Origin of the sequence: Falsiroseomonas algicola, from assembly GCF_011040385.1 — a bacterium.
Lineage (GTDB): Bacteria > Pseudomonadota > Alphaproteobacteria > Acetobacterales > Acetobacteraceae > Falsiroseomonas > Falsiroseomonas algicola.
In genome coordinates this window covers 1-24,319 of record NZ_JAAIKB010000010.1, presented here as the reverse complement: position 1 = coordinate 24,319, position 24,319 = coordinate 1, and the positions used below count along the sequence as shown (strand labels likewise).

The window sequence follows — 24,319 nt, the reverse complement described above, 5'->3', positions numbered from 1 at the left end:
TGTTGGGTCCGCGATGGTCCGGGCCTCAGCCCAACCCGTCCATCACGCACCATGACCGGGGGCGGGGCTGCGCGTTGCCCGCCACCTGGCCGTTTGGGGAACCACCCGCGCCGCCGCCGCGGCGCGCCTCAGGCACGACCCAGGGCCAGACCTCATCCTTCGGCATCCCCGCCCCTGGTGGGACCCCTTCTGGGTCCAACGCCGATTGTTGACGGCGTTGGTCGGGAACAATAGCCTCGTGATGGCGACGGGTCGTCGCGGTCATCCGGCTCCGGTCTTGGCTCTGGTGGACGCGGCAGGCCCGCGCCCGAGGACACCCCGAGGCGGGCTCCCGAGCCCCAGGGTGGCCGGAATATAGGTGAGGAGCGGGCAAGTTTCATATCGGATTCATGGCATGGCCCGCATGTTCCTGCTGCCGAGGTGCCTGATGGCGCCTCACGTTCCGGACAGTGGACAGCATCACTCGCCCCCAGGGGGATTTGTGCTGTGCGGGAACACGCCGCGCGGGAGTGACACATGAGACTCTCCACCCGGGGCCGCTACGCCGTGATGGCGATGGTCGAACTGGCGGCGCGAGACGACTCGGCGGAGGCCAAGGCGGCGCGTGGCCAGGTCAGCCTGGCGGAGATCGCGCAGGCGCAGCACCTCTCCCTCGCCTATCTGGAACAGCTCTTCGGGCCGCTGCGGCGTGCCGGCTTGGTCGTCTCCACCCGGGGTCCGGGCGGGGGCTACCGGCTGGCGCGGGGGGCGGGCGCGATCTCGATCGCCGACATCGTCGCGGCGGTGGATGAGCCAATCCACGCCACGCGCTGCGACGAGGGCGGGCCGGGCTGCCTGGCGGGCCAGCGCTGCCTGACCCATGACCTCTGGGCCGAACTCGGCGACCAGATCCGCCTGTTCCTGGAGGGCGTCACGCTGGCGGATGTGATCGAGGGCCGGGTGCTGGGCCGCGCCATCGCGCCGGCAGTGCCCTCCTGAGCCGGTCATGGCCCTCTACCTCGATGCCAATGCCACGGAGCCCCTGCGGCCCGAGGCCCGCGCCGCGGTGATCCGCGCGCTGGACCTGGTGGGCAATCCCTCCTCGGTCCATGGCGCAGGGCGGGCGGCGCGGCGGGTGCTGGAGACGGCGCGGGAGCAGGTGGCGGCGCGCTTCGGCGGCAGCCCTGCGGAGGTCGTCTTCACCAGCGGGGGCACGGAGGCCAATGCGCTGGCCATCGCCGCGCTGGGTCGCGGCCGCCGCGTGCTGCTGGGCGCCACGGAACACCCCGCCGTGCTGGCCGCGGCCCCCGGCGCCACGCTGCTTCCGGTGCTGGCCGATGGCAGGCTGGACCTGGCGGCGCTGGCCGCCGCCCTGGCGGAGGGGCCGCCCGCCCTGGTCTGCCTCATGGCCGCCAACAACGAGACGGGGGTGCTGCACCCGCTGGACCAGGCCGCCGGGCTCTGCCGGGCGCAGGGGGCCCTGCTGCATGTGGACGGCGTCCAGGCGGCGGGGCGGGTGCCGCTTGCGCTCGGGCCGGCGGACAGCCTGGCGATCTCCGGCCACAAGCTGGGCGGGCCGAAGGGGGCCGGCGCGCTGCTGCTGCGGCCGGGGCTCGAACTGCCGGCCCTGATCGCGGGCGGGGGCCAGGAACGCGGCAGGCGTGGTGGGACGGAGGCATTGCCGGCCATCGCCGGCCTTGGCGCCGCCGCGGAGGCTGCCGACCCCGCCGCCGCGGCGCATCTGGCCTCGCTGCGGGACGCCATCGAGGCCGGCGCGGGCGTGGCGGTGGCGGGCGCCGGCGCGCCCCGGCTGCCGAACACCACGAGCCTGGTGCTGCCGGGTGTGGCGGCGGAGACGCAGGTGATCGCGCTCGACCTGGCGGGGGTGCAGGTCTCCGCGGGCTCGGCCTGCTCCTCGGGCAAGGTGAAGGCCAGCCACGTGCTGACGGCGATGGGGCTGGGGGAGGCGGCCGGTTCGGCCATCCGCGTCTCCCTGCCCTGGGATGCGGCCCCGGATACGGCGGAGCGTTTCCTCGCGGCGTGGTCGGCCATGCGCGCAAGGCTCTCGCGCAAGGGCCCGGGCGCCGCCACATAGGGGGCGCCATGACCCGTTCGAACCGCCCCATCTACCTCGACAACCACGCCACCACGCCGGTCGACCCCCGGGTGCTGGCGGCGATGCGGCCGTGGTGGGAGGACAACTTCGCCAATCCGGGCTCCGTCGAGCATGGGATGGGCCTGGCGGCGGAGGCGGCGGTGGAGGCGGCGCGCGGGCACGTCGCCGCGCTGATCGGGGCGGAACCGGCGGAGATCCTGTTCACCTCCGGCGCCACGGAGGCGAACAACCTGGCCATCAAGGGGGCGGCCCGCTTCGCCCGCACGCAGGGCACGGAGCGCCTGCGCATCGTCACGCCGGTGACCGAGCACAAATGCGTCCTGGAAAGCGTGAAGGACCTGGTGGCGGAGGGCTTCGAGCCGGTGCTGCTGCCGGTCGGGCCGGATGGGCTGCTGGACCTCGACCTGCTGGACAGCACCCTGGCCGAGGCGCCGACGCTGCTGGTCTCCGTCATGGCGGTGAACAACGAGATCGGTGTGGCCCAGGATCTGGCCGCGATCGGTGAGGTGGTGAAGCGCCACGGGGCTCTGTTCCACACCGATGCGGCGCAGGCGGCAGGACGCGTGGCGATCGATGTCCAGGCGATCCGTGCGGACCTGGTCAGCCTCTCGGGCCACAAGGTCTATGGGCCCAAGGGGATCGGGGCGCTCTATGTCCGCCGGCGGCCGCGGGTGCGTCTCGCGCCGCTCTTCTCGGGCGGCGGGCAGGAAAGGGGGCTGCGGTCGGGCACCCTGCCGGCGCCGCTGATCGTGGGCTTCGGGGAAGCTTGCCGGATCGCGGCGCTGGAGGGGGCGCTGGATTCCGGGCGCATCGCCGGGCAGCGGGACCGCTTCCTGGCTGCCTTGTCCGCCGCGGTACCGGGGGTGGCGGTGAACGGGACGATGGAGCGCCGGGTTGCGGGCAACCTCTCCCTCAGTTTCCCCGGCGGCGTCACGGCCCAGGCGATCATGGCGGCGGCGCCGGAGCTCTGCGTCTCCACGGGTTCGGCCTGTTCCTCGGCGGAGGTCGAGACCTCCTATGTGCTGAAGGCGCTCGGTGTCGAGGAGGCACGGGCGCGTTCCACCTTGCGCATCGGCATCGGTCGCTTTACGTCGCCCGCGGAAGTGGACCTTGCGGCAAGGGCGCTGGCCGGCGCCTGGCACAGGGCCATGCAATCAACCGAAGCACCGGACAAGCTGGCGGCCGAGCGGGACACCCGCCCGGCGAGCGCGGCGGAATAAGGGCCTGACATGCCGAAGATGACCTTCATCGAGCGCGACGGGAACAAGAAGGAGGTGGACGCCCCCCTCGGCCTGTCCGTGCTCGAGATCGCGCACAAGCACGGCGTGGATATCGAGGGCGCCTGCGAGGGCAGCCTCGCCTGCTCCACCTGCCACGTCATCGTGGACGGGTCCTGGTACGGCAAGCTGACCGAGGCGACCGAGGACGAGGAGGACATGCTCGACCTGGCCTTCGACCTGCAGGAGACGTCGCGCCTCGGCTGCCAGATCATCATGACCGACGCGCTGGACGGTCTGGTGGTCAAGCTGCCCGCCGGCACGCGCAACGCCGGCGGCTGAGGGCAGGGGCAGGTCATGGGCACCCCGGCGTGGATCCCCGCTGGGGGCCATGATTTCGGCAGCGAGGGCGGGCTCTATCGCCGGCTGCGCGATGGCTGCGCGGCCGAATGGGTCGCCTATACCTGGCATCCCTTCGTGCAGGGCCTGTCGGACGGCACGCTGCCTCTGGCGGCCTTCCGCACCTACCTGATCCAGGACTACCTCTTCCTGATCCACTTCGCGCGCGCCAAGGCACTCGCCGTCTTCAAGGCGGAGAGCATCGAGGCGATGCGGGAGAAGACCGCCTCCATCGGGGCGATCCTGGCCGAGACCTCCCTGCACCTGACCTATTGCGCGGAGTGGGGGATCCCGGAGGCGGTGGTGCGCGGCACGCCCGAAAGCGCGGAGACGGTCAGCTACACCCGCTACGTGATCGATCGCGGCCTGGCCGGGGACATCCTGGACCTGGAGGTGGCGCTGGCGCCCTGCACGGTCGGCTACGCCGAGGTCGCACTCCGCATCCTGGCCGACCCGAACCGGCGGGTTGAAGGAAATCCCTACCAGTCCTGGATCGACAGCTACAGCAGCGATTCCTACCAGGCCATGGCGCGGGCGGCCGCTGCGCGGATCGATGCGCTGGGCGAGAGCCATGGCGGCGCGGCGCGGTTCCGGACGCTCTCCGCCACCTTTGCCGAAGCCGCCCGCCTGGAAGCCCGCTTCTGGCAGCAGGGCCTGGACGCCGCCTGATGCGCATCCTGGTCGCCATGTCCGGGGGCGTGGACAGCAGCGTCGTCGCAGCCCTGATGAAGGAGGCGGGGCACGAGGTCATCGGCGCCACGCTGCAGCTCTACGACCACGGCGCCGCCGTGCAGAAGAAGGGCGCCTGCTGCGCGGGGCAGGACATCCATGATGCGCGGCGCGTGGCCGATGCGCTCGACATCCCGCACTACGTGCTGGATCGGGAGGCGCGCTTCCGCGCCGCCGTCATCGACGATTTCGCCGCCACCTATGCCCGCGGCGAGACGCCGATCCCCTGCGTGCGCTGCAACCAGACCGTGAAGTTCCAGGATCTGGTGGAGATGGCCCGCGACCTCGGCTGCGAGGCGATGGCGACCGGCCACTACGCCCGCCGCGTGGAGGGCCCCGACGGGGCTGAACTCCACCGCGCCGTCGATCCCGCGCGGGACCAGTCCTACTTCCTGTTCGCGACGACGCAGGCGCAGCTGGATTTCGCCCGCTTCCCCCTCGGCGACATGCCGGACAAGGCGGCGGTGCGCGCGGTGGCGGAGCGGCTTGGACTGGCGGTTGCGCAGAAGCCGGACAGCCAGGACATCTGCTTCGTCCCCGAAGGCCGCTACGACCGGCTGGTGGCCAAGCTGCGCCCCGAGACGGCGGAGGGCGGCGAGATCGTCGACCTCTCCGGCCGCGTGCTGGGGCGGCATGAGGGCATCGGGCGTTTCACGGTGGGGCAGGGCCGGGGCATCGGCGTCGGCGGGACGCAGGAACGTCTCTACGTCGCCGCCATCGATGCGCCGCGCCGGCGCGTCGTCGTCGGCCCCCGCGCGGCCCTGCCGCAGGCGGAGGTGGTGGCAGGCGAGGTGAACTGGCTCAGCACGCCGCCGGCGGGCCCCAGGGCCGTCCAGGTGAAGCTGCGAGGGCGGGAGGCGCCGCGGCCTGGCATCATGCGTTGGGACGCTACGCAGGGCGTGCTGCGCGTGACGCTGGAGGAGCCGAACATCGCTGCGCCAGGCCAAGCCTGCGTCGTCTATGACGGCGACCGCGTGCTGGGCGGCGGATTCCTGCGCGCGGCGGCGATTGACAGCGAGGGGGCCGCGGCGTAAGTCGCGGGCCCTCGGCGGACGCCTTCGTGGTGCCCGCGACGCTTGGGGCGGCGTAGCTCAGCTGGTTAGAGCACGGCACTCATAATGCCGGGGTCAGCGGTTCAAGTCCGCTCGCCGCTACCAACGATACTATACCTGTCTTTCCGGGGCCGATTTGGCCGGCGCGGGAAAGCGGTTCCAGACATCCCTCCAGGGCAACCAGGACCTTGCCGCGCGGCTCGGGCGGGGGGCTGATTGTGATCGCCACTAACAGGGCCCGCAGCGCCTCCCGAGCTGCGGCAGTCGTTTCCGGGTCGGCCAGCGCCGATCTCAGGTCTTCGACGCGCCGGCGGTAAAGGTCCGTGAGGTCCGGGTCGAGGTCCGGCACCTCAAGCGGCCGCTCAGCGGCCTGCGCGTCGGCCTCGAGCTGCGCCTGACGGGCTTCAAGGGTCGCCAGTTCCTCCAGCAGGGCTTTCGAATGACCCACGGCGGCGATCGCGTCCATGATGCGTCGGATCCGCCCGACCACCGTCTGTTGCTCGGCGCCAAGCCGCCGACGCTCGGCGTTCTGCCGCCGCAGCCATTCCTGTGCCTCGGCGCGATAGGCCGCGACGAAGGCCTCCACCATATCGACGGACAAGAGGCGCTCGCGAAACGCGGCGAAGACCCGATCCTCGAGATCATGCTCCCGCACTGACCGGTTGTTTGTGCAGGTGCCGCGTTCCTTGTTGTTCGTGCAACGGAGCCGCCGCTCCTGGGCAGCCACGGCGTAGTTTCCACCGCAGAGCCCGCAGCGGACCAGCCCGGACAGCAGGCTAGGCGGACGCCGCAATGCCGCCAGGGCAGCGCCTGCGCTGGTACGATCCTGGCGAGGGGCGAGCGTGGCGCGCCGAGATGCAGCCAAGCGCTCCTGCGCGGCGACCCAGAGTTCCGCGTCGACGACCCGAAGGGCTGGAACCTCACAGCGGATCCAGATCTCCGGCGGATTGGGCCGCGATTGCCGCTTGCCGGTATGAGGGTCGCGGACAAATGCCTGCCGGTTCCAAACCAGGACGCCGCTGTATAGGGCGTTGCGTAACAGGCCGAGCCCGCGCTGTTCGTTGCCGAGCAGCATGCTGGCGGTCCATCCGCCTTTACGAGGACCCGGGATGCCCTCCTCGTTCAACCGCTTAGCGATCCGCCGGGGTGAGAGACCTGCGACATACTCCCGGAACACTCGCCGAATGACGTCGGCCTGTATGGCATCAATCTCGCGCTCGCCGGTGATGACGTTGCCCCGTTCGTCGAAGCTCCGCACAACTCGGTAGCCATATGGCAGCCCACCACCGCTCTTGCCCTTGATCACCTGCCCTTCCATGCCGCGCACCACCTTTCGCGCGAGGTCTTTCAGGAACAAGGCGTTCATCGTCCCCTTGAGGCCGATGTGCATCTCGTTGATCTCGCCTTCGGCGAGCGTGACAACTCTCACCCTTCTGTAGTTGGCCTCCTTGAATAGCGCCGCGACGTGCTCCTGGTCTCGCGACAATCGGTCCAACCCCTCGGCCAAAACGACGTCCACGACGCCGCTGCGGCAAGCCTGCAGGAGTTGTCGGTAGCCGTCCCGCTGGTCGGTGCTTCCGCTGACCGCACGATCGAAGATTTCAGCAATAACGAGCCAGCCAAGATTCCTGGCGTGCACTTGACAGGTCCGCAGCTGATCCTCGATCGAGGTATCTTTCTGAGACTCGGACGAGTAGCGTGCATAGATGATGCAGCGTGTCGCTTGCGATGATGGGGCACTGTCGATCTGCATGGGATGCTCGCTGTTTACCAAGTCGACAGGATCACAAAGGACGCCATCAATGCCAGCACGCCCAGCCAGACGATCGTGGCTGGCCGCGACATGCCGCGTCCGATCCCGAAACGCTTCCGCGCTGCCGAGCGACCCATCGATCGTGCGAACAGAAGCAGTGCGGCCGAGGCATTCCGATCTGCCTCGATCGCTGCGGTGTCCCTCTCGGCCCTCGCCGAAGTCAGGAAGCCGGGCGCTTCGAGTACATGTATCTCAGCGCGCACAACCGCGCGCACCTCACGCCGGTCGCTCTCGTCCCGGGTGTGCACCTTGCCAGCGCCTACAGGGGTTCGTCGCTGCATCATCGTTGCTCCTGAGACCGAGGCGTCCTTCGTCCGGCGCGCCGTGTGCCCAAGGCATAATCGAATTTCAGTCTATTCCTGAGGCGCATCGGTGCCTCACGTCTGCTTCGACTTTCAGCGCGCCTCGAAACCGCAACTTACATCGCCATAGCTCGCCACCGACCCAACGATCCACGTCACGTATGTTGCAAAAAAACGCCAATTCGACTTGGTATCCACTGGGTTGGATCAGCTGTCGCTCGCCATCGGGTCGAGCATTCCAGCTGCGGTGCCGCGCGGCCCTCGCGATCAAGTTGTCCCACGAATTCCGGTGCTGCCGGCGCCGCACCAGTCCGTTACGCGAACGGTAAGCCAACCGCCTCGGATCCTACGATCTCGATCAGGAGGCTCAGTCGCTATCGGTGGAGAGCGTCGGCAAAGACCCGTTCTACGGTCGGACATCTCGGCCGAATCTTTCGCTTCCGGATCGTCGTCAAAGTAGCGGCATTCCAGGCATGATGAAGGTATTCGATCATCTATCTCGATCACTGGCGACGTCATCCTCATTTTCCTTCTTGCTTCAGTACAGGCGTTCGCACCACGTCGCCACTAGCGCCGCGCTCATCTGAATGTGTACGCGCCAAAAGCCTCCCGCTTGCCGCTTGCAGCCGGGCTGATGCGAGCCTTCGCCGCACGCGCCACCGACGTGCCTCACCCCGCGACAACGCAAATGGGATGAGGTGTCGGAGTTGCTTCTCGACCGGCTGTATCTGCCGAGAGATCAACAAGGCGCCCACCCGTTCGTTCGTTGCCGCCATTGCTGCGTTTCGAAGTCGTAGGATTTGATCGATATCGGCAAGGGACAACTGTCCAGCCTCGGCTGCGGCAAGAAGCTCGTCTGCCGACTCTTCCAAGGCCGCGATGGCCCTTCGCATCCGCCTATAGGCTTGTTCGAACACATCATCGGCACCTCTGCATTGGCTAAGGTGCTCGACAGCAGCGAGTATGTTCACGCCGTTCGATTCAAGGCCGACAAGTGGCCCAGACCATCGATCTTCGACGATCATCGCCCCATCGATGAGCGTCGTGAGAGCTTGGACAACCCGCTGGATGACACGGGCCACAGCTGGCGTGGATTCCTGTACAGCCGCTGAGCCTACGACGGTATGAGACGACATTCCATTGCTCCTCGACGCTGCGTACACTGTCGTCAGCGTTCGGTAACGTGTGTGCTCATCGGTAAACGCGCTAGAGACGGCGGTGGCTCTCGTGACGCCGGGTCGTTCTTGGAGCCGCCCAAGCGCGGCTCAACGGACCGCAGAACCCGCGGCGCTAGCGCGGCGCGGACACGACGGCTGACGTCCGCCCAGCCTCTATCGGCGCCCGCCATTGTCTCGACGGCTTCGCTGATCTCGTTGCGCTTCTCCAAGAGCGCATCGATGGCTTGGGCATCAGCGACCGTCCGCGCATCCATCAGCCGCAGCGCGATGCCCAGTCGGTGAGAATGCCGTTCGAGGTCAGGCAGGGCCGGTGCAACCACGCTGATCGCCGGGACCTGTCCCGACGCGACAGCTGACTGGATCACGTCACTGATGCGCCCGAGAATCAGGTCGACATCGGCAAGCGGCCGAGAAATTACCGTGGATGGAACGATTGGGCCGGGGGCATCGACGATCGTGGTCCTCAATCCTGCACCAAGGCCCTTATCCAGGAATGGCTTCGCCGGTGATGCCGGCTGGCCCGATACTCTGTCGGCCTTCAGCGCAAAAGCTACGGGTGAGATGACGGTTGAAATTGGCGTCCGTGCGCGAAGGTCGCCAAGCTGCTTCTCCAGCTGTTCGACCCTCGCGTCCGCTTTGGCCATCGCCTCGACCATAACGCGCTGCTGTGTCGCGTGCGTCTGCCGGACTACTTCCTCAGCTGCCTTCGCCCCATCCGCTTCTTTTGAAACGTCCGAAAGCTGCCGGAAGACAAGTTCCTGAATTTGGCGATCTCGCCTCCATCCACGGTGCGCCTCCGCCAGGTCCGCCGTCACTGCCTCAAACGCGTGCCGCAGACTCTCGAGCTCGGTTTCAACCGATCGTCGCTTCGCAGACTCTTCATTTTGCTTGCGGATGGCAAGTTCCGCGCGATCCGACTCCCTTTTTAGTTGTTTGCTTTGCGTTTCGATCGCGGCAGTCAGTCTTGCCACATCTTGTCGAGCCGCATCGAGGCTTTGTTCCGCCTCCTGACGTGTTGATGCACTGTGGCCCAGAGCGTCGCGATACGCGCCGATGGCGGCCTCGTCGCCGCGCGCGGCTTCGAGCCGTCCATGCAGACTCTTGCTGAAACGAGGCTCGACACCCGGGCGCCCGTCCAACTCGTCATGCTTGATGGTACCGTCGTCGCTGATCCGGTGTATGAAGTGCCCGTCGGGGATGCGGAGGATCGCAGCCAGTCGGACATTATCGGTCAGCTTCGCGGCGCGACTGCGACCGTTTGGACCATATCGCGCGCTCGCTGCCCGCTTCTCTGCAGCATCGATTACGGCGGCTTGGCCGAGACGACGGACCTCCGCGTCCAGTCGGGAAATCTCGGCGGTGAGGGTGGCGGTCTCTTCCCTAACCCGTCGCTGGAACAACGCTTCCGTGCGGGACTGCCTTGGCCCGGCGCTTCCGTCGCCCCGTGTCAGGCCGCACTGGTAACCGACATCGCGTACGTATCGATTTTGGAAAGCGGATGCGGCGCGGGCGGCGGCTTCCCGACCGTTTCCGCCTGACTCTCGCTTGGCAGCCTTCGCCGCGGCGCGCAGGGGATCAACGGGCAGAATACTGAAGTGCTCGATTTCGTCACCCGTCGGAAGCGTCACCTTGGTGAGCGAGGGTAGAAGGAGCAGATGTATATTCGGGCGCCCTTCGTCGGTGTGAAGAACAGCGCAGGCAAGGCGGTCACCAAACTCCTTCCTGACGAAGTCGACCGTCAGGTTGCACCATCGGTCGAGGCGCTCTGTGTTGGCTCGAGAGAGTCTGACTTCCGCCCAGGGCTCGTGCCAAGACGCAACGATGCAAGTGAGAATCTTCGCATCCTTCTTCACGCAGCGCCCGCGCAGATCTCGGCCTCTCGCCGCCATTGCTGCAGCTTCTGCACCGACTTCCTCCGCAGGTCGTCCCATCAGAAGCACAGGCGGTTCGGGCACATCGATGTGGGGAATGTTGCCAGGTCGTCGTGTGAGTTCCCCGATGACGTCGTCCACGGTCCAAGTGCGCTTGTGGCGTCCCGGTTGCGCACCAGCCCTGCCGGGCTGCGTGGTGGCAACACGCGCGAAACTCTCGATGCGAATGAAGGCCGCGGCGGTCATGTAAGTAGCCGATCGGGGACGACCTGCTGCCCGCGGCAGGCATCGATGATCAGGCGGATCGTCGCATTAACGCGACCTCGCCACACAGTCCGTTGCTTGCCGTTCAGGGCGATCTTGCACCAGGCGCCGGCATTATTCAGCTTTGCAAGGGCACCTGGATTTTCGGTCTTCAGGTTCTGTGCAAAGAAGACAAAGCAGGGCACCTCGTCGTCCACTGGCTGATGAGCGTCAAGCTCGCGACCGAGTTCAGCCTGAACTGGCGCGGTCTCCGTTGCCGGAAAGGTCTCCGTCGAAACCAGAGCTGGATCCGGGATCTGGGGTGCATCCGCAACAGCAACCTCGTACGCGATCATCAACGACGGAACTGCTGCGGCAGCCAGCGGCAGGGCTTCCCCAGCGGATACGGACGCGTACACGTTCGCAGTCGCGTACTTCGCAGCCTTGTTCCAAGTCATGGTTACCGTGAGCACTTCGCCGCCGCGCAGGCGCGTGGACAGGTCCGGAGTCATCAAAACGGCCACGCGATCACCGGTCGCCGCCGAGCGCTGCTTCCCGCAGTGGAGCTCAAACACCCGCCAAAAGGGCGATCGCTCCGGCAGGATGGAATCCAGGGTAAGCCCCTGGTCCAGGATATAGTCGCACAGCTTCGCCGCCCGTGACACCATCGAAACGGACAGCGACGTGCCGCAGGCAATGCGCATCATCGCATAGGCGCGGCCCGTGGAACTCTTTTTCGTCAGGCCTGCTGTTCTCGCATGAGAGCGGAGCGTTTCGATGTCGGCTGCCGCCAGGGAGGAACAGGCTTGCACCACCGACCTGGCAGCGCGCGTCAGACCGACATCGATGCGCTGCCGGGCGTGGTGGCCCGCGTCGGTGGCGTTGTTCAGTTCCGTGGCGGCGTCCCGGAGCGCCTGGAGCGCAGCCCTGCCGTCCTGGCTCAGCAGCGGATCGAGTGTATCATCGACGACGGCAGGCTTGCTTTTCGGCGTCCTAACGATTGGCTTCCTCGGCATGGCAGGGTCTCCCGGTTGACCCCACCGGCATACTCAGCTGCCTCGGCGTCACACAGGAATCTCACTGCTCTGCTGGTGCCTCACCTACTAAGTCGATTGACACCATGCCGGTTCCAATTTCGGACAAGGAGGGTCGGGGTGGCATAGGGGTCCGACGATCCGAATTGGCTTATGGCGGATGGCTGCCGGTGTGGCTGTTTCGATCGAAACTCCAGGGGTCAACCAAGCCGTGCTGCGACCGCGCGGAAACGCGCGAGCGCCGCCTCCAGATCCTCGGCGATGCTCGCCGCAATCTCCGCGGGCGGGGGCAGGCTGGCGGGGTCGGTGGCGCCTTCCTCGCGCAGCCAGGTCAGGTTCAGGTCCAGCTTCTCGCGAGCGGCCAACTCGGCGTAGGTGAAGCGCTTGAAGCGCTCGGTCTCCTGCCGCTTCCCGCGGTCGGAAAGCTTCGCCACGCTCACGAATTCCGACATGTCGGCGTCGCGCAGCGGGCGTTCCTTCAAGGTGAAGCGCTTGTTGGTGCGGAGGTCGTAGACCCACAGGGCCTCTGTCCAAGGCTCCTTGCGGCGCGGCCGCGCCTCGAAGAACAGCACGTTCGCCTTCACGCCCTGGCGGTAGAAGATGCCGGTCGGCAGGCGCAGCAGGGTGTGGCACTCGAATTCGTCCAGCAGGCGGCGGCGGATCTTCTCGCCGGCGCCGCCCTCGAACAGCACGTTGTCGGGCAGCACCACGGCGGCGACGCCGCCCGGCGCCAGCACAGTCATGATGTGCTGGACGAAGTTGAGCTGCTTGTTGCCGGTGGTGACGTTGAAGTCGGGGCGCTGGTAGTCCTCGCGCTCTGTCTCCGCCTCGCCGTCGCCGGTGAAGACCTGGATGGACTGGCGGCGGCCGAAGGGCGGGTTTGTCAGGATCACGTCCCAGCGCCGGCCCGGATCGGCCAGCAGCGCGTCGGCGCGGTGGATCGGCGTGACGTCGGCGCGGCCGAGGCCATGCAGGTAGAGGTTCATGGCGGCGAGCCGCGCGACGCCGGCGACGATGTCGTAGCCGGTGAAGCCTTCCTCCCGCATCTTGCGCCCTGTCTCGCGGTCGCGCGCCTCGGGCTTCTGGCGCATGTGCTCAAAGGCGGCGAGGAGGAAGCCGGCGGTCCCGCAGGCGGGGTCGCAGATGGTCCGGCCGGGCCTGGGGTCCACCACCTCGACGCAGGCCTGGATGACGGGACGCGGGGTGAAATACTGGCCGGCGCCGGACTTGGTGTCGGAGGCGGTGCGCTCCAGCAGGCTTTCGTAGATCGCGCCCTTCACGTCCACGCCGAAGCCCGACCAGCTCTCCGCGCCGATCATGCGCACCAGGCGGTGCAGATGTGCCGGTTCCTCGATGGTGTTGCGGGCGCGGGTGTAGATGGTGCCGACGAGGCCGGGCTGGCCGGCCAGCGTTTCCAGCGTGCGGGCGTAGTGCTGCGCAAGCTCGCGGCCGGAGAGCGCGGCGAGGCGCGCCCAGCGGCACTCCTCCGGCAGCAGGGAGGGCAGGCCGTCTTCCTCCCGCTCCGCGTCGAGCTTGAGGAAGAGCAGGTAGGTGACCTGCTCCACATAGTCGCCGGAGCCGACGCCGGCGTTGTTCATGACATGGGCGAGGTTCCAGACCTTCGCGGTCAGGACGTTCTCGGTCTCGCTCATGCCGGTATCCCGATCAGGTCGGGCTGCGTGGCGGTGCGGCGCGCGCGGGGGCGACGTGCAGCGGCCGGCGTGGCGCGGAGGCGCGCGAGCAGGGCGGCGGCGGGCTCGTCGGCCGGGTCCTGGGGGACGAGGCGGCCGGTGAAGGCGGCGTGGAGGATGGATTGGCGCAGTTGGTCCGCGAAGGCGTCAGGCGGGAGAGCAGTGGCCTCCGCCTGTGCTTCGCGAACCGCAGCGATGATGGCGGCCAACTCGCTGCGCGGCGGGAGCGGCACGGGGCACGCCCGGATCGACGATCCCGCTATGCCCTTTTGGCCCGCAGTCGTCCGGATGTTCCGTGCGATGTAAGCGCGGCTTGGCCCTGCGTTGAGCGCGATCTCCAGGTACTCAGCGAGGTCGGCGAAACCGGGAAGCGGTCGGGCACACATCACCTTGTCGGGAAACAGTGTCGGCTCCTCGAAGCGCACCATCCCGCAGACACCGACATACTGCTCCGAGCCGGAATAGCGCGTGAACAGCAGATCGTGACGCTGCGTCGTTGCGCCAGCCAGGATTTCTCCTGGCAGGGGGCGGTAGAAGCGATGTTCTCCTTAATCCACCTTGAGCGGGCGCACCGCCGAGATGCGGAGAATGCGAAAGTCCGTGGTGTCACCATCAGGCGCGCGGGCAAGGCCATTGCCCAGGAAATTGGTCACCTGATCGACCGATGCCCAGCGCCATCCTGGTGGGAGGTCGGGTTCGTTCGACAAGTCGGGTTGCAGCAGGGACCGCCCGCGCCTGCCGATGATTTCGCCACGTGCCTCCATGATCTCCGCCAGCAGATCGTCGGCTGTCTCATTCGTCGGGTTTGCGGTGCGCCAGTCGGCAGTGAGGGCGCCAGTGCTGGCGGCGTGGAGGAGGCTGGCGCGGAACCGCGTCAGGCCCTCGCGCGCCCGAGCCAGCGCGGCTTCGCCGGCCTCCACCTCCTCGAACAGCGCGTTCACCGCGGCGACGATACGGTCCTGCTCGGCTCGCGGCGCGACAGGCACCGCAATGCGTCGCAGGTTCTCCTGAGAGATATTGCGCATGGAAAGCTGCGCGCCCGTCGCATACTGCTCGATCTGCGTGCGGCCGAAATGCGACTTGAGAAACAACTCGAGCCAGCGGTCGAAGCTCTCGACCACGCGAACGCGGAGCACCTTGTCGCTGAGCACCAGGCGCCGCCGGAATTGCTTCACAATGACCGGGGCGCCGACCAGCTCGATGGTGTTGGCACGCGAGATGAGGAGATCGCCCGGGCGGATCAGGTCCGTCGGGTCGATCTCGGTGCCCGGGTGCAGTGCCTTGCTCTCGTCCTCATCGAACTCGCCCCAGGTGACGGCGCTCACCTTCACGATGCCGGTTTCGCCATTCTCGGGCGGGCGGCCAATGGCGGCGACGTTCTTGCCGGCTTCGATGCCGTCGATCAGGTCGCCGAGCGACGCAACAGCCCAGCCGGGCGGTAACTCCCGCGACAGCAGCGCATCCATCGTCACGCCACCAGCGCGTCGGTCAGGTCATCCACCAGCGACGGCAGCCGCTCCGCGCCGAACAGCGCGCGCGCCCGCGCGGTGCCGCCGCGGGACGAGAAATCCGAGGCCTCGCGCAGATCGGCCAGCGTCAGTTCCACGTTGCTCGCCACCCAGTCCTTCATCGGCCGCAGCCACTCCATCTGCGCCTCGGTGTAGTCGCGCCCGGCCTTCTTCTCGCGGCCGAGCCACAGCTCGAAATTGCGGTTCACGTCCGGCGCGAAGGGGGCGAGCACTGCGCGTGCCCCGATGGCGTAGCGCACCAGCCCCACCAGGTCGGTCAGCAGCCCTGTCGGCGCGCGCGTCTGTCCTGCATGCAAGCGCCGGTAGCACGCCCACACCGCCTTGTCGTCCAGCAGCCAGGGCGGCCGCGCCATCGCCGCGCGCAGTTCCTGCAGCATCGCGTAGGTCAATCGACGCTGCGAATGCGACCGGGCGTAGAGGATGGCGAGCGCGGCGAGCTTGTCCGCTTCCTCCGCCAGGAAGCGGCCGAAGCGCTCGGTGATCTCGGTCGCGCGGTTCAGGTCGAAATCGGCGGAGAGCACGGCGTCGGCCGTCAGCTCGTCCACGATGATTTCGGTCTGGCGCTGCGCCTCCAGGATGGCGCGGCGCAGGGCGGGGTTGGCGGCGAGCGGCCGGCAGGCCTCGGCGCGCAGGGCCGCGGCGGCGTCGTCCCAGGCGGCTTCATCGTCGGGCGTCGCGGCGCCGGCCTCCCGCGCACGAGCCTCGATGCGGACGGGATCGGCGGCGTCCACCAAAGCGCGGGCGAGGTGGATGAGCGTCGCCCCGGCGGCGGCCTGGGTCAGCTCGGCGCGGGCCGGGTCGGGCAGGCGGCGTTCCAGGCGGGCCAGGCGGCCGGCGAGGGTGGCGCAGGTGTCCTCATCGGTGTGGCCGAAGGCGACGCGCTCCAGCAGGGCTTCCAGGCTGAGGGTGCGGTCGCGCTCCAGGGGCTCGGTCGGCGTCTTCACGCTCTCCGTCACGCCGACGGCGTCCACGATGATGAAGCGGTCCTTCCGCTCGGCGGAGGGCGTGGCGCGCTGCAGGTCGGTGGGCAGGATGGTGCGAGCGCCGCGGCCGCGCATCTGCTCGAAATACTGGGCGCTGCGGACGTCGCGCAGGAAGATCACGACCTCCAGCGGTTTGATGTCGGTGCCGGTGGCGACCATGTCCACGGTGGTGGCGATGCGGAACAGGTGGTCGGTCCGGAAATCCTGGATCAGTTCCTGCCCGCTGCGGCCGGTGGCGCGATAGGTGATCTTCTGGGCGAAGCGGGCGTCGCCGCCGAAGACCTCGCGGGCGATCTCCGTCACCGTCTCGGCGTGGCTGTCGGACTGGCAGAAGATGAGGGTCTTCGGCACCTCCTGCCGGCCGGGGAAAAGCTGGGTCGGCAGGGCATCGCGATAGGCTTGCAGGACGGTGCGGATCTGGTTCGGCACCTCCACGGCGCGGTTCAGCTGGCCGGGGGTGTAGGGCATGTCCTCGTCCAGCGCGGCGAGGCGGCGGCGGCGCGTCGCCTTGTCGCGGTGGGGGACGGTGAAGCCGGCGGGGATGGTGCCGCCGCGCTCGCCGACCTCGGTGCGGACGCGCCAGACCTCGAAGTCCACGTTCACGCCGTCGGCGACGGAGCGCTCGAAGGGATACTGGCTGACCAGGTTCTGCTGGAAGAAGCCGAGCGTGTGGCGGCCGGGGGTGGCGGTGAGGCCGACGAGGAAGGCGTCGAAGTATTCCAGCACCTGGCGCCAGTTGCCGTAGATGGAGCGGTGGCACTCGTCGACGACGATGAGGTCGAAGGTCTCGGGCGGGATGGCGGGGTTGTAGGTGACGGGGCGCTCCGCGTCGTCGGCCGCGCGCTCGAAGCCGCCGCGCTCGTCGTCGGCGTCGTCGAAGGGCTGACCGCGCAGGACCGAATAGAGGCGCTGCACGGTGGAGATGACGACGCTGGCTGAGGGATCGATGGTGCTCCCCTGGAGGTGCTGGACCGTGAACTCCTCGCGGAACAGCAGGCCGGCGCCGCCGGGGGCGCCAGAGGGGACGAAACCGTCGAACTCGCGCTTGGCCTGGGTGCCGAGGTTGGCGCGGTCTACGAGGAACAGCACCCGGCCCATGCGGACGGGCGGCGAGAGTAGGCGGTGCGTCAGCGCGCAGGCGGTGTAGGTCTTACCGGCTCCGGTCGCCATGGAGACGAGGGCGCGCGGCCTGCCCTGGGCGAGGGAGGCTTCGACGCCGGCAATGGCCTCGGCCTGGCAGGGGCGCAGCCGGGTCGGGTCGAGCGGCGGCAGGGTGACGAGGCGGGCGCGGAGGCTTCCGCCCGCCGCAATCATGGCGCGAAGCTTCTCGGGCCGATGGGGCGCGAAGACCGAGCGCGGCCGGGCCTGCGGGTCGCGGGTATCATGGAACAGGGTCTCAGTGCCGGTCGAGACGTTGACGAAGGGCAGTGGCGAGGCCCAGGCCGGATAGCCGGATGGCGCGGCGCGGGCATAGCCGGTGCCCTGGGGCACGACGCCGGAGAGGGTCGTGCCTTCCGGCTTAGCCTCGAGAACGCCGCAGGCGCGGCCATCTAGGAAGAGCAGGTAGTCGGCAGCGCCGGTCGCCGTCGGTGTCTCCCGGACGATGACACCGGGCCCGGCGTGAAGATTCACCTCCGCCCGGTCCTGGACGATCCAGCCGGCCGCGGCCAGCGCAGCATCGATTACGCGGCGGGATCGGCGCTCGGGCGCGTCGGCGTGTTGCATGGGCCGGGCGGTCATGCCGGAGACATAGCAGAATCCCCACGTGGCAGCGCAGATTTCGTTGCGCCTCTGGTTGGTCCGGCAACCATCCGCTTCGAAGCGTCGCGCGACGGCAACCCCCGCTCCGGCCCGACGGTGCAGAATTGCCGATCTTCGCCGATCTTGACCGATCCTCGCCGAAGATGCCGGAACTTCGCCGATCCTGCCTGATCATCGCCGATCTCTCCTGATCATCGCCGATCTTCGCCGAATCGCTGTTCGTCCGTTCGTCGTGCGCGACTGCAAGATATGTCTTCTGGGCCATGATCAGCTTCCATCGGACTCGCGGGGCGTCTTTCGGTCGCCCGCGTCCTGGCTAGACGGCTGCGCTTGGCGGGCGCCGGAGGTCGTCGATCGGATGGGGCCGACGATTCGAGTGACAAGCTGTCGAAAGCGCTCGTAGCCGAGCGCGCCCAATGTTGCCTTGTGCTTGCGATAGATCTCTGTGAGCGGGTGGCCCGCTTCGAGATCAAGCCGAATGCTATCCGCCAGCGCGAGGACGGCGACGCGCCCGGCGCCCCAACGCCCTGGCAGCTCTTGATCGCCTGTCACTCTCGACCTCGCCGACATCATGTGTGGCGCGACCAGCCGCGCCCGCGATGTGCGTGCCAGGAGCATGGAATGCGACAAACCCCGGCCATCATCACGAAATCGTGAAACCAACGAGTTGCCCTCAAAATCCAACAAAATACAATATACATAATGGGTGGCCGCAGCACTGTTTCCTCACCAGCGGCCCGGAGCTTCCAAGATGCCCAAACCCACCGGATCCACATCTGCTGACCGTCGGACGGAAGCGATCCGGCTTGTTGTCACCCCGGTCGAGCGCGGGATCATCACGGAGCGCGCGCGACTCGCCGGCAGAAGCGTTGGCGGCTTGCTGCGCGATCTCGGTCTCCAAGCAGTCATCCCTCCGGCAGTGACGCACGCGACCATCGTCGCCGTCTTGCAGACGCTGGAGCGGTACGACGACGTGATCATCGAACTGAAGAACTTGCAGGGCCTCGGCCCTGACGCCGATGCACAGCGCGTCGAGGTGATCCGGCACGCCGAACACCTGCAGCGCCACATGGAAGCGCTGGTGTTCCCGCGATGATCGTTCGCGTCATCCCACGTGCGCAAAAGCGCACCTTTCTCGATACAGCAGCTTACGTGCTACGCGCTGATGCCTCGATGAGCCCCGTGGCTTGGTGGCGCCGCCGAGGCGACGTGTCACATCGGGATGTCGGAGCGGCATGGACGACAAACTGCGCGATGGCGGACCCTGGACTCGCGACGATCGAGATCTCGGCGACGCATTATCGCAATCGTCCGGCGCAGCGGGCGAGTGCTACCTATCATCTCGTTGCATCGTTCGCGGCTGGGGAGAATCCCGCGGTCTACCTGCTTAAGGCCATCGAGCATCACCTGCTGGAGGCAATTGGCTTGGCCCACCATCGCCGGATCACCGCGTATCACATCGACAGCGAGTACCGGCACTTGCATGTGCTGGCGAGCCGCGTGGACCCGATCTCGGACCGCCTAGTTGCGCCCAGCTTCGACCGACGCCGACTGATGCAGATGTCGCGCGTCCTGGAAGACCGATACAACTTGGTGCCCGCGTATCATGGCGAGTACCGTGGCCGTAACCCTTTGCCGCCCGGCCCGCGTCGCGAAAGCCGCGATCCGTTTCTGGGTGATGTGGATCCGCTTCTCTCGGCGAGGCTGCACGCGCGCTTTGCACGTGCCGAGGCTGAGCGCTCGACAATACGGCGCGACGAGCTAGCGCGTCAGCGGCGTTCCATGGACAAGCGCAAGGCTGCCCTTCTGGCCGAAGAGGCAGCCACGCGCGCGGTCATCGAGAACCTGGCGAACGTCGATCCGGCTAGACTGCCCGAGGCTATCAGGCAGTTGCGGCAGGAAACGAGCAATCGCCGCTCGCTCCTCGTCGAACTCGGGACCTCTGAGCGAAAAGAGATAAAGGCCCGCCTCGGCGCACTCGACTGGACGGCATGGCTTGAGAAAGAGGCTGCTACCGGAGAACCGGCGATATCTGAGCTGCTCCGTCAGTTGCAACTGCGTTCAACTCGCCGGCGCAGTGATGTGCCTGACGTCTCATCGCAAAGGGCGATTCGCAGTCTTGCGCCTGTGCTGGGCCGTCGACGGCCGAGCGGGCAGCAGCTCAGCAGGCCGGATCAGGGAGATAAAAATGCGGATCCACCTTCGTACTCCATTGAGCGATGATGACGCTCGAACGCTGGCAGGCGGTACGCGCCAGGCGCCAGGGCGGCTGGTTCGTAGTGCGGGCCGTGTCGGCCAATTGGTTGGCGTCGCTGCTGCAGGATTTCTGGTGCTGCCCTTGGCAACTGCCTACCTCGCGGTGGTCGGCGTGTTCTGCATCGTCAGTCTACTTTGCGTCGTGCACTTCGTCGGCGCGGCGCTCGGGTTCCTGATCTGGCTGATTGACGGTGGGCCACGGGAACTCTGGTACACGTTTAAGCTGCTGGGTATCGCTTCGTGCTGGTTCTCGCTTCTTGTCGTTTGCTTGTACATCCATGGGGCTATTATCGATCGGCTGAAAGGCGCACCACGCGACGCAGATCTCAATGATTAGTTGAGAGCAACACGGCGGTGCCGCCAAAGCGACCAAGCCACAGACACCGAGTGGCGCGGTGTCGCTCACTGCGGAGCAACTGTCGATGCTGGTCGAGGGCATCGACTGGCGTATGCCCGTCTGGACCGCTCGGTCGCAGGCGACGGCGTAGCTGATCGGCAATTGCGGCTCGGCTGGCGTTGCTGAGAATCGTGATATGCGGACCGCATCCTGGGTCTGCCCCGCATAAGCGGACACCTCAGATAGGCTGAAGGGCCTGGAGGTGACGATGTCGGATGACGGTAACCGTCGTCTGGCACCCACCTTGCGGCGCGGGCTGCTGATGGTGCGCTGTCGCGGCCGATGTCGCGATAGGGATCGGGATGGAGATCGAGGCGGAGGCTGTGAGCGCTCATACGAGAAGTCGTATGAGTGCACGCAGCGAAGTGGTGGAGGTGGTGACCCGCGGTGAGCGGCGCCGGGCTTGGTCGGTGGAAAAGAAACGCCTGATTGTCGCCGAGGCGATGCAGCCGGGCGCAACGCCGACGGAGGTGGCGCGGCGCTGGGGCATCGGCACGGGTCTGCTCTACACATGGCGGCAGCAGTTCTTTGCGGGCGAGTTGAACGAGCCGCCGGTGGCGGCGCCGGCCTTCGCTCAGGTCAGCCTGGCGCCGCCGGTGGAACCTGAGGCCGCGCCGCCACATCCGGCTGCCGTCAAAGCGGGCACGGCACCGGCGGCCGGCCAGATGGAAATCGTACTGCCGGGCGGCGCGGTCGTGCGCGTCGGCGCCGATGTGGACGGGTCCGCGCTGGGCCGGGTGCTCGCCGCGCTGGCGTCTCCATGATCGGACCGGCACCGGGGACGCGGATATTCCTGGCCTGCGGCCACACCGACATGCGCCGCGGCATGGATGGGCTGGCGGCATTGGTGCAGCAGTCCTTCGGCGCGGATCCCTTCGTCGGCGCGCTTTGGTTCTTCCGCGGCCGTCGCGGCCGGCTGGTGAAGTGCCTGTGGCACGATGGACAGGGGCTGTGCCTGTTCGCGAAACGGCTGGAACAAGGCCACTTCCCCTGGCCGGTGACCAGCACCGGCAGTGTCGCGCTGTCGGCAGCGCAGGCCTCGATGCTGCTTGAAGGAATCGACTGGCGAAATCCGCAGCGAACCTGGCGGCCGAGTGGAGCGGCCCCCAATTCGACCGGACAGGCGGCGCAACCGTGAGGGCCTAGGTGGAAGCCTAGGCGTGCGCCTATGTCGAAGCCCATCGAGCGCGTCGAAATCATCACCGGCCGCGAGCGCCGCAGACGCTACACTGCCGAGGAAAAGGTCCGGCTGGTCGAGGAGACGATGCAGCCCGGCATGACGGTCTCTGCCGTCGCCAGGCTTCACGGCGTCTCCCCCAGCCTTCTGTTCGGGTGGAGGCGACGCATGACCGAGGGCGGGTTGGAGGCGGTCAGGGCCGACGAGGACGTCGTGGCCGCGAGCCGCGTCCGCGAGCTCGAGGCGAAGGTGCGCGAGCTGGAGCGCCTTCTCGGCCGCAAGACCATGGAAACCGAGATACTCCGCGAGGCTCTGGAAGCCTCACGCCCAAAAAAACAGCCGTTGCGCTTGCCGTTGCCGCCACGGGGCGGTTCCCGGTGAAGGCCGTGGCCGACACCCTCGGCGTCGCCAGGTCCAACCTGGTTGACCAGCTCCGACGCCCCGACCGGCCGCGGCGTGGCCCCTACCGCCGTGCCGAGGACGAGGCCGTGCTGGCCGAGATCCGCGCCATCACCGATGCCCGCCCCACCTATGGCTACCGCCGCGTCACCGCCCTCCTGAACAGAGCAAGGCGCAGCTCCGGCGAGCCGCCTCTCAACCACAAGCGCATCTTCCGGCTGATGCGCCTCTCCTCAATGCTTCTTCAGCCCCATACCGGCAGGCGGCCGATCCGCGCTCACGAGGGCACCGTCATCGCGCCCTCGTCCAATCAGCGCTGGGCATCCGATGGCCTCGAGATCTCCTGCTGGAACGGCGAGGTGGTTCGCATCGCCTTCGCCATCGACACCCATGACCGCGAGATCATCGCATGGGTCGCCACCTCCGGCGGCGGCATCTCGGGCGAGATGATCCGAGACATGATGCTGGACTGCGTCGAGCGCCGGTTCGACGACATCCGCGCCCCACAGCCGGTCCAGTGGCTCGCCGATAACGGCTCCGCCTACACCGCCGCGGAGACGACCGACTTCGCCGCCGCGGTGAATCTGGTTCCATGCTTCACGCCGGTCCGCAGCCCCGAGAGCAACGGCGTCTGCGAGGCCTTCGTCAAAACCCTCAAGCGCGACTATGCCCGCGTGAACCCCAGGCCGGACGCTATCTCCGTTCTTCAGCAACTGCCCGCCTGGTTCGAGGACTACAACACCGTCCACCCTCACTCCGGCTTGCGCATGCGGTCGCCGCGTGAGTTCATCGCCGAGCAGTCAACCAACCAAGCCGCTTGTCCGGTTTGATGGGGGCCACTCCAGAACCTGGCGGCCGAGCGCCACCTGATCGCCGTGCGGATGCAGATTCTGGCTTGCCGCAACACGGGCGCATCGGTGACGATTCCCTCGTGCCGGACGACATCCCGCAAAGCCTTGCCGAGCCCGACGACACCGCGATGCTGCGCGCCGCGCTAGCCGCGGCGGAGGTCCGGATCGCGGCCCTTGAGCAGATCATCAAGGGCTTCCAGCGGGCCCGCTTCGGGCAGAGCAGCGAACGCACCGAGGCTGGCCAACTCGCGCTGGAACTCGGCCGCGCGCCAGTGCTGCCCGAGCCCCCGAACGACACCCCGGCCAAGCCTCGCGATCACCACGATCCCGGCCAGCGTCGGCGGAACCGCGGCGCGCTGCCTTCCCATCTCGAGCGGATCGAGGAGGTACTCGACCTCTCCGACCAGGGCTGCCCCTGCTGCGGGATCGCCATGCGCCGGATCGGCGAGGATCGGTCGGAACGGCTCGACATAGTGCCGGCACAGCTGCGCGTCCGCGTCACCATCCGCCCGCGCTATGCCTGCCGGCGATGCGAGGAGGGCGTGCACCAGGTCCCCGCCCCGGCCCGCGCCATCCCCGGCGGCCTGCCGACCGAGGCGCTGCTCGCCCAGGTGCTGGTCGCGAAGTACGGCGACGGCCTGCCACTCTACCGCCAGGCGGCGATCCTCGCGCGCCAGGGCATCAACCTCGACCGCTCGACGCTGTGCGACTGGGTCGCCAAGTCCTGCTGGTGGCTGCGGCCGCTGCACGGGCTGATCCTCGCCCACATCACCGGCAACGCCAGGGTCTTCGCGGACGATACGCCGCTGCCGACCCTCGAGCGCGGCCTGAGACGGACCATGGACGGCCGGCTCTGGGCCTACGCCGTGGACGACCGCGCCTGCGGCGGCACCGGCCCGCCGGCGGTCGCCTACCTCTACGCCCCTGACCGCAAGGGCATACGGCCCGCCGCCCATCTCGCCAGCTTCCGGGGCGTGCTGCAGGTCGATGGCTATGCCGGCTTCAAGGCGCTGGAGAGATCGCGCAACGACGGCTCGGTCGTGCTCGCCTTCTGCTGGGCGCATTTGCGCCGACGCTTCTTCGAGATCCATGCCGGCACCGCCTCGCCGATCGCCGCCGAGGCCCTGCTGCGGATCGGCGAGATCTACGCCATCGAGCGTGAAGTCCGCGGCCAGTCACCGCAGCAACGCGTCGCCATCCGCCAGGCCAGCACCGCGCCGCTCGTCGCCGCCATGCAGACCTGGCTGCGGGCGCAGCTGAACCGCGTCAGCAGCGACAGCGCGCTCGCCAAGGCCATCCGCTACGGCCTGCGCCACTGGACCGGGCTGGAGCGCTTCCTGAC

The 24,319-nt window shown here is 67.8% G+C and carries 22 protein-coding genes, 1 tRNA gene and 1 pseudogene; 16 read left to right on the top strand and 8 right to left on the bottom strand.

Going from position 1 to position 24,319, the window contains the following annotated elements; all coding sequences use genetic code 11:
* Nucleotides 1–516: 516 nt before the first annotated feature.
* From G3576_RS21440 to G3576_RS31885, 8 genes are all read left to right on the top strand, one after another.
* A complete protein-coding gene (locus G3576_RS21440) occupies nt 517–978 on the top strand; it encodes an Rrf2 family transcriptional regulator (protein WP_164696494.1) in 462 nt (153 codons plus the stop codon).
* A gap of 7 nt (nt 979–985) precedes the next feature.
* Nucleotides 986–2,074, top strand: a complete 1,089-nt coding sequence (locus G3576_RS21435) for a cysteine desulfurase family protein (RefSeq protein ID WP_164696493.1) — start codon at nt 986–988, stop codon at nt 2,072–2,074.
* Nucleotides 2,075–2,082: 8 nt separating this feature from the next.
* A complete protein-coding gene (locus G3576_RS21430; RefSeq protein ID WP_164696492.1) occupies nt 2,083–3,315 on the top strand; it encodes a cysteine desulfurase family protein in 1,233 nt (410 codons plus the stop codon).
* A gap of 9 nt (nt 3,316–3,324) precedes the next feature.
* Entirely contained in the window at nt 3,325–3,654 is a 330-nt protein-coding gene (locus G3576_RS21425; protein ID WP_164696491.1) for a ferredoxin family 2Fe-2S iron-sulfur cluster binding protein, read from the top strand.
* A gap of 15 nt (nt 3,655–3,669) precedes the next feature.
* Entirely contained in the window at nt 3,670–4,380 is a 711-nt protein-coding gene (locus G3576_RS21420) for a TenA family protein (protein ID WP_164696490.1), read from the top strand.
* Nucleotides 4,380–5,474 (top strand): tRNA 2-thiouridine(34) synthase MnmA, encoded by a 1,095-nt coding sequence (mnmA, locus tag G3576_RS21415; protein ID WP_164696489.1) that lies wholly within the window; start codon nt 4,380–4,382, stop codon nt 5,472–5,474. Before G3576_RS21420 ends, mnmA begins: the two co-directional genes overlap by 1 nt.
* 46 nt (nt 5,475–5,520) lie before the next feature.
* A tRNA-Met gene (locus tag G3576_RS21410) sits at nt 5,521–5,597 on the top strand.
* Nucleotides 5,598–5,931: 334 nt separating this feature from the next.
* Complete coding sequence (locus G3576_RS31885; protein ID WP_235952314.1) at nt 5,932–6,150, top strand: hypothetical protein; 219 nt, start codon at nt 5,932–5,934, stop codon at nt 6,148–6,150.
* A 15-nt stretch (nt 6,151–6,165) separates the two neighbouring features.
* Here G3576_RS31885 and G3576_RS32720 read toward each other — a convergent pair.
* Both G3576_RS32720 and G3576_RS21395 read right to left on the bottom strand, forming a co-directional pair.
* Nucleotides 6,166–7,245 (bottom strand): annotated as a pseudogene (locus tag G3576_RS32720) (recombinase family protein); the annotation flags it as partial.
* 14 nt (nt 7,246–7,259) lie between these two features.
* Entirely contained in the window at nt 7,260–7,589 is a 330-nt protein-coding gene (locus G3576_RS21395) for a hypothetical protein (RefSeq protein WP_164696488.1), read from the bottom strand.
* 818 nt (nt 7,590–8,407) lie between these two features.
* On the opposite strand from G3576_RS21395, the gene G3576_RS21390 reads away from it, so the two are divergent.
* A complete protein-coding gene (locus G3576_RS21390; protein WP_164696487.1) occupies nt 8,408–8,719 on the top strand; it encodes a hypothetical protein in 312 nt (103 codons plus the stop codon).
* Nucleotides 8,720–8,775: 56 nt separating this feature from the next.
* Here G3576_RS21390 and G3576_RS21385 read toward each other — a convergent pair whose 3' ends face one another.
* From G3576_RS21385 to G3576_RS21360, 6 genes are all read right to left on the bottom strand, one after another.
* Complete coding sequence (locus tag G3576_RS21385; protein WP_164696486.1) at nt 8,776–10,902, bottom strand: hypothetical protein; 2,127 nt, start codon at nt 10,900–10,902, stop codon at nt 8,776–8,778.
* On the bottom strand, nt 10,899–11,915 hold the full coding sequence (locus G3576_RS21380) for a hypothetical protein (RefSeq protein WP_164696485.1): 1,017 nt from the start codon (nt 11,913–11,915) through the stop codon (nt 10,899–10,901). Before G3576_RS21380 ends, G3576_RS21385 begins: the two co-directional genes overlap by 4 nt.
* A 218-nt stretch (nt 11,916–12,133) precedes the next feature.
* Nucleotides 12,134–13,585 (bottom strand): type I restriction-modification system subunit M, encoded by a 1,452-nt coding sequence (locus G3576_RS21375; RefSeq protein ID WP_164696484.1) that lies wholly within the window; start codon nt 13,583–13,585, stop codon nt 12,134–12,136.
* Entirely contained in the window at nt 13,582–14,052 is a 471-nt protein-coding gene (locus tag G3576_RS21370; RefSeq protein ID WP_164696483.1) for a restriction endonuclease subunit S domain-containing protein, read from the bottom strand. Before G3576_RS21370 ends, G3576_RS21375 begins: the two co-directional genes overlap by 4 nt.
* 120 nt (nt 14,053–14,172) lie before the next feature.
* Nucleotides 14,173–15,090 (bottom strand): restriction endonuclease subunit S, encoded by a 918-nt coding sequence (locus tag G3576_RS21365; RefSeq protein ID WP_164696482.1) that lies wholly within the window; start codon nt 15,088–15,090, stop codon nt 14,173–14,175.
* A gap of 2 nt (nt 15,091–15,092) precedes the next feature.
* Nucleotides 15,093–17,861: a type I restriction endonuclease subunit R gene (locus G3576_RS21360; RefSeq protein WP_235952313.1), complete on the bottom strand. Its 2,769-nt coding sequence runs from the start codon at nt 17,859–17,861 to the stop codon at nt 15,093–15,095.
* A gap of 787 nt (nt 17,862–18,648) precedes the next feature.
* Here G3576_RS21360 and G3576_RS21355 point away from each other — a divergent pair.
* From G3576_RS21355 to tnpC, 7 genes are all read left to right on the top strand, one after another.
* Nucleotides 18,649–18,993, top strand: coding sequence for a plasmid mobilization protein (locus G3576_RS21355; protein WP_164696480.1), 345 nt, complete (start codon nt 18,649–18,651; stop codon nt 18,991–18,993).
* Complete coding sequence (locus tag G3576_RS21350; RefSeq protein WP_164696479.1) at nt 18,990–20,120, top strand: relaxase/mobilization nuclease domain-containing protein; 1,131 nt, start codon at nt 18,990–18,992, stop codon at nt 20,118–20,120. The genes G3576_RS21355 and G3576_RS21350 overlap by 4 nt, the downstream gene beginning before the upstream one ends.
* A complete protein-coding gene (locus G3576_RS21345; RefSeq protein ID WP_164696478.1) occupies nt 20,086–20,490 on the top strand; it encodes a hypothetical protein in 405 nt (134 codons plus the stop codon). Before G3576_RS21350 ends, G3576_RS21345 begins: the two co-directional genes overlap by 35 nt.
* A gap of 407 nt (nt 20,491–20,897) precedes the next feature.
* The gene (tnpA, locus tag G3576_RS21340; RefSeq protein ID WP_164696477.1) at nt 20,898–21,314 is read left to right on the top strand and encodes an IS66-like element accessory protein TnpA; all 417 of its coding nucleotides are present in this window, start codon (nt 20,898–20,900) and stop codon (nt 21,312–21,314) included.
* Complete coding sequence (gene tnpB / locus G3576_RS21335) at nt 21,311–21,688, top strand: IS66 family insertion sequence element accessory protein TnpB (protein ID WP_164696476.1); 378 nt, start codon at nt 21,311–21,313, stop codon at nt 21,686–21,688. The genes tnpA and tnpB overlap by 4 nt, the downstream gene beginning before the upstream one ends.
* A 30-nt stretch (nt 21,689–21,718) precedes the next feature.
* Nucleotides 21,719–22,956, top strand: a protein-coding gene (locus G3576_RS21330) for an IS3 family transposase (protein WP_235952311.1) whose coding sequence is annotated in 2 segments (ribosomal slippage) — nt 21,719–22,055 and nt 22,055–22,956 — 1,239 coding nt in all. Because the reading frame shifts where the segments join, the coding sequence is not laid out codon by codon here.
* A 65-nt stretch (nt 22,957–23,021) separates the two neighbouring features.
* Nucleotides 23,022–24,319: IS66 family transposase (gene tnpC, locus G3576_RS21325; RefSeq protein WP_164696475.1), on the top strand; the 1,298-nt coding region annotated here is incomplete at its 3' end.